Genomic DNA, 14592 nt, shown 5'->3' with positions numbered 1-14592 from the left:
CTAGAATGCGCAACTAATAGAGAAACCACACTGGTAAAAACTGCCAAACTAACATAACAAATAATTCAGAAGTACTATGCCTAGATTTAAGCTTAAGTTATTGTTCAGGCTCACTCTTGCAGTCTTAACATACAGTTGCTTGTTTTTGCCTTTGACCTTGCAGGCCCAAACTACGGGTACGGTCATTACTGGTAAAGTGATAAGCGCCAAAGAAGGTACCCCATTGCCTGGGGTAGTTGTACGGGTAGAAGGTTCTACCGCAGCATCTGGCACAGATGTAAACGGGAACTATAATATTTCTGTGCCAGATGCCAATGCTACTCTTGTCTTCACCTACATAGGCTACGAAACCCTCCAAGTTCCGGCCGCCGGTCGCACCTCCATCAACATTCAATTGAAAGAAGATGTAAACCAATTAAAAGAAGTAGTAATTCAGGTGCCGTACGGAACCCAAACCAAAGCCTCTTTCACCGGCTCCGCCGAGGCAGTTGGCGGAGAGGAACTGGAGTCAAGACCGAGGGCTTCTTTTCAGGAAAGCTTGCAAGGGAACGTTGCCGGTTTGCAGGTGTCGCAGGGGTCAGGTCAACCTGGTGCCGCTGTGAACATCAACATCAGAGGGTTGGGATCTTACTCTGCCTCAAACCAGCCACTCTTTGTGGTTGACGGAGTACCCATGACCGATGTGGCCGCCACTGGTTATGCCTGGTCTTCTAATACGTTAGCCGGTATCAACCCAAATGACATTGAGACGGTAACCGTGCTGAAAGATGCCTCTGCCACATCCATTTACGGGTCAAGAGGTGCGAATGGTGTTATTCTCATTACTACCAAAAGAGGCTCAGCGGGCAACACAAAAATAGACTTCAATGTTCAGCAGGGAGTCAATACCATGACCATGTTTGATAAGCAAAAACCTCTGAGCACTACTGAAATGACAGACCTACTGGTGGAGGGAGTTTTCAATCGCCCTGACATAGTTTCTTCCAGAAATATTACCTCCAGAGAAGACGCCATTGCTTTCTTAAGAACCCAAAGCAGCACCTATAACCCTGAAGTAAGCACCGACTGGGCTGACTATATATTGCGTGACGGTAGTTTCTCTCAGTATAACCTGTCAGCTTCTGGCGGAACTGACAAAACTACTTTTTTTGTGTCCGGAGGCTACTACAATCAAGAGGCAGTTGTAAAAGGTGTGGATTATGAACGATTGAATTCCCGCCTTAATTTAACCCACCGCGCCAACGACCGGCTAAATATAAATGCTTCATTAGGTGCCAACTACCAAGACATGAACACCATGTATGCCCAATGGTGGGGACAGAATCCAATCCGGAACCTTCGCCTTACTGTTCCTTGGGTGTCTCCTTACAATGCAGATGGTACATATAACACTGGTATCTTGTATAACAACGAAATATTGGTGAATGAAAACAAGAAGAACTCTAAAATCTACCAGCTACTAGGTAACCTGGGGGCGGAGTTCAAAATAATTGAGCCGCTTTCTGTTGAGTCTAAAGTCGGAATTGATTTCAACTTCGGAGATGAAGAGCTGTATTGGGATCCCCTTTGGAGCGACGCCGCCGCTATCAACGGTATTGCTGGTAACTACGCTACTATGGTTACCAACTGGAATATTACCAACCTCTTGAAATTCAGAAAGCAGTTCGGTGATTTCGGGGTAGAGGCAACCTTGGGGCAAGAAGCTCAAAAAGCTGTCCGTAAAAGAGTGGCCGCTGAGGCATCAAACTTTGTAGACCCCTCTATTGAGGTGTTAGACGGAGCTTCTGTTAGAAATTACGTTGGTTCAGACCTTTATGAAACCTCCTTGCTTTCATTCTTTCTTAACACCAGCTTTAACTACAAAGGCAAATATTACCTGAACCTGACAGGCCGTAGAGACGGATCTTCACGTTTTGGGCCAAATGTGCAGTACGGTAACTTTGGTTCTGTGGGGGTAGCCTGGAATGTAGAACAGGAAGAATTTATGAGGTCTTTTGAGTTCATAAATGCCTTGAAACTACGTTCTAGCTTTGGTACCAGCGGTAACCAACCAGGTAACTGGTATGCCTGGATGGGCTTTTACGGACTAGGACACAACTATTTCGACCAGCCTGGATACGGCCTTGGTGCTCTAGAAAACCGGAACCTTTCCTGGGAGAAAAACAAACCATTTGATGTTGGGGCAGAGTTCTCATTGTTTAACTACCGGATAAGCGGTTCATTTGACTACTACACAAGAACCACCTCTGACCTGTTATTTGGGGTGCCAGTTTCTTTCACTAACGGAGGGCCAGCCAACGTAACCAAAAACATTGGTTCCTTCAGAAACAGCGGTATAGAGTTGACCCTGAAATCACAGAACCTAAAACCTTCTGAAGGTGGCCTGAGCTGGGAAACGAGCTTCAATTTCTCAACCCAGAAAAACGAAATTCTTAAAATGTCTCAGGAAAGAATATTGAGCGGTTTCTTCGTTTTTGAAGAAGGAGGCGAAATGTATGAATACTGGATGAAGGGTTGGGCTGGAGTAAACCCAGAAAACGGAGAAGGCCTTTGGTGGACTGATGAAACCATGACTGCTACCACCACAGATTACAATGCTGCCCTTCCTTTCAACCAAGGAAGTTCTTTGCCAGATTTCTTTGGGGGTTTAACTAATACCTTCGGCTTTAAAGGTCTCTCTTTAAGTTTCCAGTTTTACTACAGTTTCGGGAACAAGATTTATGACAACTATGGTCACTTTACTGCATCAGACGGAGCCATTGGAGTGAGTAATATTTATGGCGCCATGGACCGGATCACCTATGAGAACAGATGGCAAAAACCAGGTGATGTTACTAATACTCCAAAAGTAGTTTATGGTAACAGTCAGACTGGGGTAGTAAACCAACACTCTAGCCGTTTCTTATATGATGGCAGCTACATCAGACTTCGTGATATTACCTTAGCCTATGAATTGCCTCTTAAAAGGTTTGTGAACAGAGCGCAGGTGTACGTACGGGGAAACAATTTATGGACGTATGTGAAGGATGACCTGCTCCCTTATGACCCTGAAGGTTATTTAGGAGGCTTAAACAATGGTCAGGTGCCTGTTTCAAAACAGGTAACAGTAGGTTTGAACTTGTCCTTTTAATCAAAGATGACTTATGAGAATGCTTAAGAATATTTCAAAACCCATAGTGTTGGTTGCCTTTGCCCTTAATTTAGGTGCCTGCTCAGATTTTCTTGATTTAGAAAATGCTAACAGCTTAGACGTGGGCACCACGGTGAAAGATTTACCCTCTTTAACCAATGCCGCCAACGGAGTGTACAGTGGTTTCCAGAGTGCCGGTTATTATAACCGTACTTTTATTCTGCTACCTGATCTAATGACCGATAATGCTTTTGTAAGCAGACAAAATGTTGGATTCTACACCAATTATGATGCGCTGGAGGTAAATAACCAAGATGGCTATGCACAGGGAGCTTGGGCTTCCATGTATGGTGTGATTGCAAATGCCAATTTAGCCATTGCCAGTGGTGAGCGGCTCAACCTTAACCCCGCTCAGCAAGGAACCGCCAATCAAATAATAGGTGAAATGTATGCGGCCAGAGCCTTGGCGCATTTTGATTTGGTGCGTTTTTTTGCCAAGCCTTACAATGCTACCGCAGATGCTTCGCATTTAGGGGTGCCGGTTATTACTGAGCCGCAAACAGAGATCATCTCGCCTTCGCGCAATACCGTGCAGCAGGTGTATACCCAGATCATTAAAGACTTAGAGAAGGCTATCCAGTTAATGGCTCCTAACGGAGAAAAATACCGCAAAAACGGCCGTTTCACACCAGATGCCGCCAAAGCCTTACTCTCTAAAGCGTACTTGTACATGGAGGACTGGGCAGAAGCTGAACGATATGCTACTGAAGTGATTTCTGGCGGTACTTATAGCCTTCTTCCAACAAATCAGTACCAAAACAGCTGGCGGTTTGATTTCAGCACTGAGTCGATTTTTGAAATTGAAAACACCAACGTAGACAAGGCTGGTGTGAACGGAATAGGCATGATGTACGAGCAAGGCCAGTATGGTGACATACTTACCACCGCTGACTTGTACAACACGTACTCCTTAACAGATGTGAGGAGAACCCTTATTCAGGTAGGCCGCAGAGGGGTAGACAACCCTGCCTACATTGTACACAAATACCCGAAAGGCCTTAGCACCCAAGACGATAATATAAAAGTGCTTCGGCTGGCTGAGGTATATTTAATTAGAGCCGAGGCCCGCGCAGAACAAGGTAAAAGTAATTTAGCGCAGGATGACCTTTATGAGGTTATGAGAAGAGCTGACCCAACAGCTTTAAAGGTGCTGCTCACGGGAGAAGAACTGGTAGACAGAATCCTTCTGGAAAGAAGGAAAGAACTAGCTTTTGAAGGAAATCGCTTGTTTGACCTTACCCGCAAAAAGAAAGACGTAACCTTAATCAGAGCTACTTCTTCTGAGGTAATCCCTTACAATGATGACCGGCTGGTGTTGCCAATTCCTATTGCGGAAATAAACGCTAACCCGAACATTGAGCAAAACCCAGGTTATTTATAAAACACCAGCCGGCAGCTGCTAGACACAGCCTGCCTATCAAGACGTCTACAATCTTTGATAGATGGTAGACCGTCTCTCTTTCCAGAGGCTTTATAGAGGCTAGGAAATAAGAAGGAAAGAACAACATTCACACAAAGGCTGCCTGCAGCCCAACTGCTACAAACAAACATGTTACGTTTCAATACTACGCTTCTTTTAGTGGCTTCTTTTATGGTACTCGGTTCATGTGCTGACAATGGTGCCACTGCCACAAAAACTGCCTCTCCAGCCACTGCAAAAGTGATACAGCCGGTGCCGCAGGTAGACAGTGCCGTGCATGCCTTCATGAGAAAGCACAATGTGCCTGGCGTTTCTATAGCCATCACCAAAGACGGTCGTTTGGTACATGTAAAAGGATACGGTTACGCTGATGTGGAGGCACGGGAGCCGGTAACGCCTAGCAGCCTGTTCCGGATAGCCAGCATCTCCAAACCTATCACAGGGATAGCATTTGTGAAGTTGGCCGAAGAGGGTAAAATTTCCTTAGACGCCAAAGTATTTGGTACTGGCGGTATTTTAGGAACCACCTACGGGACAAAGCCCTACAGCAAAGGAATCACGGACATTACCGTACGGCAGCTGTTAAACCACACCAGCGGTGGCTGGGTGAATGACAACAATGACCCCATGTTCACCAACCCCACCATGACCGCTGATGAACTAATTACGTGGACACTGGACAACCGCCCCCTAGATAACACACCTGGTACCGCCTACGCCTACTCTAACTTTGGGTATAGCATTTTAGGTCGTATTATTGAGAAGGTGACCGGCCAGACGTATGAACAGTATGTTCAAACCGAAATTTTGAAACCTTTGGGCATTACTTCCATGCAAGTGGGCGGCAACACACTTGCTGACCGCAAACCCAACGAAGTAAAATATTACGGCCAGCAGGGGGGGCAACCCTATATCTACAACATCACCCGTATGGACGCTCACGGCGGTTGGTTAGCAAATGCCACTGATTTAGTGAAGCTTACCGCTTTCGTGGATGGCTTCGCCTCTAAACCGGATGTGCTTAAGCCAGAAAGCATTGAACAAATGACAACCGCCTCTACGGTGAATCCAAGATATGCTTTGGGTTGGATGGTGAATGAAAGAAATAGTTGGTGGCACACCGGATCATTGCCTGGCACTTTTACCATGTTGGCCAGAACTTCCGGGGGATTTAGTTGGGCCATCTTAACCAACACCAGAACTACTAATCCAGACTTCGGAAAAGACATAGACCGGTTGGTCTGGACGGCAATCAATGACTCCACCACCGTTTGGCCAAACCAAGATCTTTTTTAAAAACGGTTTCAGCAGAGCTTTCCCAAAGGTTTAAAAGACATAATAACGGCTTCGCTTTGAATGTTATAAAGAGTAGTGAGGTTGAATAAAGAAGAGAGCAGTTATATTTAATTACTACAATGAAGAAATTTCCGATTTACCTTTTGTTGGCGGTAGGCACTTTTACAGTTTTTTCCTGCGGAGATAAAAAGAAAGATCCAGCGCCTATTGTTACTCCTCCCCCGGTGAACCCGGGTGATCCTGTGGCCATAGCTGAAATAGATAATGAAGTAAGTGCTTTTATGGGGCGGCATAACGTGCCCGGCGTACAAGTGGCCGTGACCAAAGACGGAAAGCTAATCTATTCCAAAGGCTACGGCTTAGCCGATAAAGAAGCTTCTGCCATTGTAGACACCACCAAACTATTCAGAATTGCCAGCTTGTCTAAGCCAATAACGGCAGTGGCTATCATGAGATTAGTAGAAGACAACAAGCTGGCTTTAACCGATAAAGTGTTTGGCGCTAACGGAATATTAGGCACCCAATACGGCACCCAACCTTACCAAAGCGGTATTACCGATATTACCGTTAAACACCTTCTGCAACACACCGCGGGCGGCTGGACCAATGATAACAACGATCCCATGTTCACAAACCCTAATCTGTCGGCCCAAGAACTTATCTCCTGGACGCTAGATAACCGAGGGTTAAACAACGCCCCCGGTACAGCCTACGCCTACTCCAACTTCGGGTATAATATTTTAGGAAGGGTCATTGAAAAGGTTAGCGGCAAATCTTATGAAGAATATGTAAAGACTTCCATCTTTCAGCCCATGGGGATTAAAAACATGCAGATTGGCGGCAACACCTTGGGTGACAGAAAAGCCAATGAGGTGAAATATTACGGTCAGCAGGGAGGGGACCCATATCGTTACCAAATTGCCCGCATGGATGCCCACGGCGGATGGATTTCCTCCGCTAATGATTTAGCCCGTTTCTTAGTGCATGTAGACGGTTTCAGTTCAAAACTTGATTTACTGACCGGCCAAAGTACTGAGATCATGACTACACCTTCGCCGCAAAGAGCCAACTATGCCTTAGGTTGGATGGTGAACAACGCCGGTCACTGGTGGCACAGCGGGGCATTGCCAGGCACGGTTACTTTTATGGCCCGTTTGTCTACTGGGTACAATTGGGTAATCTTAACCAACACCAGAACCACCGCCACCACCATGGATGCCGACATTGAGCAAATAATGTGGAAGACCATGAACAACTCTAATGTGAAATGGCCTTCTAAAGATTTGTTCCAGAAATAAGTTTTACCGCCAACCAGTTCTGAAAGGGACAGGTTGGCGTTTTTTTTAGCTCAGGTTTCTTTTAAAAAAGCGCAAGTCTATGCTCAAACTTTACAGAAAATGGTGGCTTTTTCTTTTTTCCCTCTTGGTGAGCCAGTATGGCCTACAGGCTTTTGGGCAGACCAATTTTGAGAAATACCGCCTGAAGACTGTCTCTGACTTAACTGAGTATGAGGCACTGGTGCGGCAAGATTCCTCTGTAGCATTGGTGGCACTCAAACAGTACATCCCCAACATTCAGCTAGACATCCGCTACGCCACTTCCAACAACCTCATGGGCGAGCCTATGTACCAATCGGCGGGGGCGTTTTTGAGTTTGCCGGCGGCTAAGGCGCTACAGGCGGTGCAGGAAGAGCTGAAAAAACAGGGTGTAGGCCTGAAGATTTATGATGCCTACCGCCCTTATGCCGTTACGGTGGCTTTCTATGAGAAAGTAAGAGACACGGTGTTTGTGGCATCACCTTACCGCGGTTCAAGACATAACCGGGGCTGCGCGGTAGATTTAACGCTGGTTGATTTGAAGACTGGCAAAGAGCTGAAAATGCCTACGCCTTTTGACGAGTTCTCGCCTCAGGCGCACTCTCAGTATGCCAAACTTCCCAAGAAAGTGTTGAAAAACCGCCAGCTGTTGCAGGAGGTCATGCTCAAGCACGGCTTCGAAATATACCCCGATGAATGGTGGCACTTTGACTTCTCAGGTTGGAAAGAGCATCCGGTCATGGATATTTCCTTTGAAGAACTCAACAAAACTAAACAGTAAAATCTAACGCTGTTTCTGGGCTGTTTTTTATAAAAGAGGCCGAAAACAGCTACTCCAACTACTACTAAATTTGCAGATGTTTAAACGAGAAGTCCCTCGTCTACCATCTACCTACTAACATCCAAAAATGAAAATCACGCATATAGACATTTACCGGTTCAGCATTAAAATGGAGCCTTTCACCATTGCCACCGGCACCATGACCGCCACCCAAAACGTGCTCATTAGAGTGCACACTGACCAGGGGCTTTACGGCGTGGGCGAGTGCTCGGCTTTTCCGGTAGTGGTGGGGGAGACCCAGGAAACTTGTCTGGCTATGGCCAAAGATTTCGCTAAGATCTGGAAAGGGAAAGACGCTTCTGATATTCCGGGCCGCCTGCATGAGTTGAACCTTTACACCGCCTACAACCCCACCGCCAAAAGCGCCTTTGATATGGCCTTGTATGATTTGGCGGCCAAAGCGGCCAATCAACCGCTGTACCAGTACCTGGGCGGCAGCAAGCGCAGCATAGAAACTGATATTACCATTGGCATTTCCAGCCCAGAAGAAATGGCAACCCAAGCCAAAGAATTCAAGTCTAAGGGTGCCAGCATGATAAAAGTGAAGTTGGGCAAAGGCGTGAATGAAGACCTAGAGAGAATTAGAGCCATCCGGCAAGCGGTGGGGCCGGAAATAAAGCTACGGCTAGACGCCAACCAGGGCTGGGAATTCGATGAAGCCGGTTATGCTTTTCAGGCCATGGAAGAGTTGGATATTCAATTTTGTGAGCAACCCATGCGCACCTGGTATGATGATTACCTGCCGGAGCTGGTGCAGAAGTCGCCGGTGAAAATTATGGCTGATGAAAGTTGCTATCACCACCACGATGCCCGCAAGCTCATTGCCAAGGGAGCCACAGATTACCTGAACATCAAATTCGCAAAATCTGGGGGCATAGCCGAAGCCCAACGTATTGCCGATATCGCTGAAAAAAATAACACGCCCTGCATGATTGGCTGCATGCTGGAAAGTCGTTTGGCATTAAGCGCCAATCTCCACTTCGCCTACGCCAACCCCACGCTACAATTTTTTGACCTGGACAGCTGCATGACTGGTCCGCTGGAAGACCCGGTGGTAGGTGGTGTCAGCTACAATGGATTCCTGATGGAGATGGAAGACCAGATTGGCATTGGCGCCGATGTAGATGAGGCTTTCCTGAAGAATTGCGAGAAATTTACGGTATAACTCGGCTGGATTTATAAACCGTTTTCAGCCTGTTTTTTGAAAAAAAGGCCGAAAACAGCAGACGAAACCACAATCATGGCACTTGACGGTACTGGTAGAAAGGAAGGGGAGTTACCTCCGCGCCATGGAAAATAGACTAATTCAACACAGGTAATAAAATACATCTAAACTAATGCTCACATTCAAAAGAATGCACCTGTATCTGGCAGTGGTTGCCTTTTTTTCCGTAACCGTTGCTCAAGGTCAGCGCATTAACAAAGACTCCCTTGACACCGCTATCCGGCAGCTCATGACTGACTTTGAGGTACCTGCAATGTCGGTGGCCATTGTGAAAGGTACTGACGTGGTGTATCTGAACGCCCTCGGTACTAAGACCAAAGGCAAGCAGGAGCCAGTAGATGAGAATACCTTGTTCGGCATAGGTTCTATCTCCAAGTCCATTACGGCACTCTCGCTGGGCATGTTGGTAGACGAAGGCAAAATAAAGTGGGACGATAAGGTGACTGATTATCTGCCGTATTTCCAGATGTATGCGCCCGAGGTGACTAACGCCTTCACCATCCGTGACCTCATGACCCACAAAAGCGGCCTTAAACCAACCGCCGGCGGCTTGCTGTGGTATGGTTCTGACCTGAACCGTGAGCAGGTCATCCGTAAAATGAAAGACCTGCCGCCTGTTTCTGAATTCAGAACAACGGCTGCCTACCAGAATCTCACTTTTGTGGCTGGGGGCGAGATAGTGGCAGTTGTGACGGGCCAAAGTTGGGATGATTTCATCAAAGAGCGACTATTTAAGCCGCTGGGCATGAACCACACCTTCAGCCGGTACCAAGACATTGTCAGCAACAAGAACATTACCACGCCGCATTCAAAAGACGCTCATTTTAGCGTGATTACCGTGGCGCATCGTAACCACGACAATATTGGGCCGGCCGGTTCTATTTACTCTACCGCCAAAGACATGGCTCAATACATGAAGCTGATGCTGAACAAGGGCGTGATCAACGGTGATACTCTGGTGCGTGAAAAGACGATGGAAGAGATTTTAAAGCCGCATACGTTTTTTCCCATCTTCCCCAAGCCCATTCATAACGAGTTTTCTTCCTATGCTTTTGGGTGGTGGGTAACGCCTAAAAACGGGCACAAAGTGGTGGAGCACAGCGGCGGCGTAGACGGCATGGTGGCGAACCTGGAAATGGTCACTGACAAGAAATTTGGGATTATTGCTTTGTCTAACACTGAAGAACCGGCTGCGGTGGCGCTCACCCTGAACATGGTTGGGCAAGCCATACAAGACCCATCTTACCAAACCTACCAAACCGCCCGCAAATCTCTCCGCGACAAGAAAAAGTATACCCTTGAGGAGAACCGCAAGAAAGTAGCAGCAACCCGCGTAAAAGGTACCAAACCGTTAAACTTTGCTAGCTACACCGGAACATTCCGTGATAAAATGTACGGAGACATTGAGGTAAAGCAGGAAGGTAAGAAGTTGGTAATTTCTTTCACCCATACACCCTCTTTCACCGCTGATTTGTCGCACTGGCATTACAATACCTTTGAGCTGAACTGGCGTGACCCAATGGTACCTAAAGGCTTTGTCACTTTTACCCTTAACGCCAAAGGCGAAGTAGCCGAAATGAAATTTGAGCAACCCAACATGCTGGACGTGGACTTTACCGAGCTGGGTCAAATAACCAAAGTGAAGTAATGTCCGGAACGGCTTTGCGTTTTGCGCCTGTTTTTCAAAAAACAAGCCTTAAACGCCAACTGATTTTCTTAAATTAAAATTGAATTTAGAACCAAATCACCTGATATGAAAAAGCTTTTTTCTGTACTGGTTTTCTGCTGCTGCTTTTTAGGGTTGGCGCAAGCCCAACAGGCACCCGCCCAATTCCCCAATATTGATGCCTTTGTAGAAAATGGCATGAAAGAATGGCGAATTCCGGGTATGTCTCTGGCTATTATCAAAGACGGGAAAGTGGTGTACGCCAAAGGCTATGGCGTGCGTGAAGTAGGCAAGCCGGACAAGGTGGACGAGAATACCATCTTCGCCATTGGCTCCAACACCAAAGCCTTTACCGCCACTGCCATGCACCAACTGGCCGACCAGAACAAATTGTCATTGGATGATAAAGTGACCAAGTTTCTGCCAGACTTTAAACTCTATGACCCGGTGGCTACGGAGAATGTAACTATCAGAGATGTGATCAGCCACCGCTACGGTCTGGGCACCTGGCACGGAGATTTTGTGGCTTACGGATCAAAGTATACCACTGATGAACTCATTTACAAGATGCGTTTTATCAAGCCTGCCTCGGCTTTCCGGAGCAGCTACGGCTATACTAACGTAGGTTTCGCCACCGCCGGGGCAGTTCTCTCTAAACTCACCAATCAAAGCTGGCAAGAGTACATCAAAACTAATTTCCTGACGCCGCTAGGCATGAACCGCACCTCTACCAGTGTCACCGAGCTGCCAAACTACCAGAACGTGGCCGCGCCGCACACCATCCATAATGACAAGCTGGTAGCGGTGCCTTACCGCAACATTGACGGTATTGCCGCGGCAGGAGCGTTGAACTCATCGGCGGTAGATTTGGCCAAGTGGATTACCATGCAGCTAAACCAAGGCACGCTCAACGGTAAAACCATTGTAAAGCCTGAAATTATCAAAGCCACGCATTACCCAAATATTGCGCTGCAGGTGCCGCCTTACGGAAACCCGGTGAATCCGGCAAACCACTTTGCTGCCTACGCCTCGGGCTGGCGCACCAATGACTACCAGGGCCGCATCATGATTGCCCACGGCGGTGGCGTAGACGGTATGACATCGCAGACGGTATTCCTGCCGGAGGAGCAATTGGGCATTGTAATAATGACCAACACAGACGCCAACAACTTCTGTACCGCGCTGTTGTACCAGATTATTGATGCCTATTTGGGCACCACCCCTAAAAAAGATTGGCAGCAGCAGCTTTTCGCCATTCACCAGAAAGCGCAGCAAGAGGAAAAAGAGAAGTGGGCCAAGCTGGAGCGCGAAAGAAACAAGAACGCCAAACCATCTTTGGCACTTAAAAACTACACTGGTCTTTACCGTAATGAGCACTACGGCGATGCCCGCGTTACCTTGGAGAAAGGCAAGCTGAAACTAACCCTGCTGGGCCATGAAAACGAGGTAGGCACTCTGGAGAACTGGGAGAAAGACACCTTCCTGTGCCGCTGGAACGATCCTGTGTTTGATAAAGGCATAGTACCTTTCACAGTGGATGGCAAATCAGCCACTGGTTTCAAACTCACCGTCCGCCCTGAGTTTCTAGATCCGCTGGAGTATGAGTTTAAGAAAGTAGAATAGGTTGAGAAGCTAAAAACGTAAAAGGGGCAGCGATTCATTCGTTGCCCCCTTTTTTGTTTTAAGCCTAATTTTTCAAAAACAGCCCAGAAACAGAAGTACTTAGCAGCCTCTTGATTTATTACTACACATTCAGCGCCAGCGTATGTTTAATCTCCTTTAAGGCGAAGATACTGTTGAGCGTGGCAATATTTTCAAGTTTAGAAAGCTTGGTCTTCACGAAATCATGGTATTGATTGAGGCTGCTCACGTTTATCTTTAGCAGAAAATCTACCTGGCCGGCCATGTGGTAGCATTCCTGCACTTCCTCCAGTTCCTGAATCTGCTGCTCAAATTTTTCAATAAACGCTTCATTGTGGTAGCGCATAGAAACCTGGCAAAAGGTGGTGATAGATTGCCCTAACTGGCTTTTGTCCAGCACTGCTACATACTGTTTGATATAGCCTTGGTTTTCTAGCCTTTTTATCCGCTCGTAAATAGGTGAAATGGTCAATCCCAGCTGCGATGCCAGCTCTTTGGTAGTTACTTTGGCATCTTGCTGCAGCCGGCGTAAAATAGCTTTGTCTGTTTCGTCTAAAGAATCCATTTTATTAGCTAAACTATCTGTTTAAGAAGATAATAGTAGTTAAAAGTTTGGTCTGAAGCAAGAAAAACAGTAAAGTTTAAGGAACAGACTTTTGTTACACTAAATGCTATTTGTTTGCAAAGTATAATTGAGAGCTATGGTTTCTGCAGTGAAAATCCCTTTTATGTGTTGTTACTCATAATTCACAGCAAATATTCATTGGTTTCTGAAGTGCAGAATATTTGTTTTAGGCGTACTTTTTCAAAAACAGGCTGAAACGCTATTTCTCATAATACTTCTCTTTAAATGCCTGCTTCAGTTTCTGGTACTCGGGGTGGTCTTTGGCTCTAAACCAATATTCTTTGAAAACCGCAGCAGCCTGGGCTTTCTCATTGGTGAGAGCATTTTTTTCCTGCGGCAGTACCTCATTTCCTTTGTGGGCGCTGCCCGAAGAATAGGGGTAAGGAAGATCTGCTGAGTTATCTGTTTCAGAAGATTTGTATTTGCGGCCGCCTTTGTGGTTGGCGTAGCGCCGGGCGCGGGTGAAGCCCATTTGCAGAAACTTACGAGCCATATCAGCCCCTACAAAATCCTGCTGGGCCAGATATTCTTCAAACAAGCCATAAATCTTTTCAGCTGAGGTAGTAGCTACTTCCACATTTTTGAAGCGCCAGTGCGGTAGAATCTCGCTTTTGTAAGGCTCTACTAGTAAGACACCCTGCTCACCCACACCAACTCGGTACAACTCTGGGTGCTGCCTGAAATCTGTTGCTTTGAAATCTAGGTTGTAGGGAAAACTGTTTTTAGCCATGTCAGATTAGAAGGAAAGAGAGGCACCCTACCATGGGCAGTTTGCGTATGGAGGTTGACAACATTCCCTTTTACTATGAAGAGAGCGTACCTGTTTCCTTTAAACCTAATGATGGTGCTAATGGTATTCTTGGGCATTTCAATGGTAGCCTGTGATACCACTCCGCGTGAGCGCCGTGAAGTAGCCGAACAAGAGATAAGCAAGATAGACGAACGTGTTGAAGACCTTGCTGGTAAAGCAAAGTCGGAAGCGAAAGAAGCCAAGGAGGCTTTGGCCCGACAAAAAGCTGAGCGGAAACAGCGCGAGGCCCGCGGATTAGTACCTGGTAAAATGAGCCAAATGGAGCAGCTGCTGCTAGGTGATTACCGAAACCTATCAAATGTTGCAGCAGAAAACCTACGCGATGCCTACGTGCATTTTCTGCAGCAGGTCCGCGACCAGAAAGACACCTGGACTTTGGAAGACTGGGACTACGCCAACGCCATTTACAAGCGCCTGAATGAACGAGAGAAACAGCTGCATGATGACATTATTCTGCGGCACGCCACTAAAATCAAAGCCCTTCAGGCCGAATACCTCACTTTAGAGAATCGCGCTGACTTGAAAGATTACCAACGTATTAAACAGGAGCAGGCTCAGTAG

At 46.8% G+C, this 14592-nt stretch carries 11 protein-coding genes; 9 read left to right on the top strand and 2 right to left on the bottom strand.

All coding sequences use genetic code 11. The annotated features are described in order from the left end of the window. The first annotated feature begins 145 nt into the window (after window positions 1–145). From A8O23_RS08110 to A8O23_RS08075, 8 genes are all read left to right on the top strand, one after another. Complete coding sequence (locus A8O23_RS08110) at window positions 146–3130, top strand: SusC/RagA family TonB-linked outer membrane protein (RefSeq protein WP_161486706.1); 2985 nt, start codon at window positions 146–148, stop codon at window positions 3128–3130. A gap of 19 nt (window positions 3131–3149) precedes the next feature. Continuing rightward, complete coding sequence (locus tag A8O23_RS08105; protein WP_066619253.1) at window positions 3150–4571, top strand: RagB/SusD family nutrient uptake outer membrane protein; 1422 nt, start codon at window positions 3150–3152, stop codon at window positions 4569–4571. A 168-nt stretch (window positions 4572–4739) separates the two neighbouring features. Then, window positions 4740–5906: a serine hydrolase domain-containing protein gene (locus tag A8O23_RS08100; RefSeq protein WP_066619252.1), complete on the top strand. Its 1167-nt coding sequence runs from the start codon at window positions 4740–4742 to the stop codon at window positions 5904–5906. 119 nt (window positions 5907–6025) lie between these two features. After that, the gene (locus A8O23_RS08095; RefSeq protein ID WP_066619246.1) at window positions 6026–7204 is read left to right on the top strand and encodes a serine hydrolase domain-containing protein; all 1179 of its coding nucleotides are present in this window, start codon (window positions 6026–6028) and stop codon (window positions 7202–7204) included. A gap of 79 nt (window positions 7205–7283) precedes the next feature. Beyond that, on the top strand, window positions 7284–8003 hold the full coding sequence (locus A8O23_RS08090; protein WP_066619243.1) for a M15 family metallopeptidase: 720 nt from the start codon (window positions 7284–7286) through the stop codon (window positions 8001–8003). Between the two features lie 127 nt (window positions 8004–8130). After that, a complete protein-coding gene (locus tag A8O23_RS08085; protein WP_066619240.1) occupies window positions 8131–9228 on the top strand; it encodes a mandelate racemase/muconate lactonizing enzyme family protein in 1098 nt (365 codons plus the stop codon). 172 nt (window positions 9229–9400) lie between these two features. Continuing rightward, window positions 9401–10936: a serine hydrolase gene (locus A8O23_RS08080; protein WP_066619237.1), complete on the top strand. Its 1536-nt coding sequence runs from the start codon at window positions 9401–9403 to the stop codon at window positions 10934–10936. A 105-nt stretch (window positions 10937–11041) separates the two neighbouring features. Beyond that, window positions 11042–12577 carry a serine hydrolase gene (locus A8O23_RS08075; RefSeq protein WP_066619235.1) on the top strand — a complete coding sequence of 512 codons (1536 nt, stop codon included), beginning with the start codon at window positions 11042–11044 and terminating at the stop codon, window positions 12575–12577. Between the two features lie 121 nt (window positions 12578–12698). Here the strand turns inward: A8O23_RS08075 and A8O23_RS08070 are convergent, their stop codons facing one another. Together A8O23_RS08070 and A8O23_RS08065 are read right to left on the bottom strand one after the other, a co-directional pair. Further along, window positions 12699–13160 carry an Lrp/AsnC family transcriptional regulator gene (locus A8O23_RS08070; RefSeq protein WP_066619233.1) on the bottom strand — a complete coding sequence of 154 codons (462 nt, stop codon included), beginning with the start codon at window positions 13158–13160 and terminating at the stop codon, window positions 12699–12701. 259 nt (window positions 13161–13419) lie between these two features. Beyond that, window positions 13420–13950 (bottom strand): DUF4385 domain-containing protein, encoded by a 531-nt coding sequence (locus A8O23_RS08065; protein WP_066619230.1) that lies wholly within the window; start codon window positions 13948–13950, stop codon window positions 13420–13422. 75 nt (window positions 13951–14025) lie between these two features. Between A8O23_RS08065 and A8O23_RS08060 the strand changes: the two genes are divergently transcribed. Next, complete coding sequence (locus A8O23_RS08060; RefSeq protein ID WP_066619228.1) at window positions 14026–14592, top strand: hypothetical protein; 567 nt, start codon at window positions 14026–14028, stop codon at window positions 14590–14592.

The sequence above is a fragment of the Rufibacter roseus genome (assembly GCF_001647285.1).
Classification (GTDB): Bacteria; Bacteroidota; Bacteroidia; order Cytophagales; family Hymenobacteraceae; genus Nibribacter; species Nibribacter roseus.
Note: the sequence above shows the minus strand (reverse complement) of the source record. Positions and strands in the feature narration are given on the sequence as shown.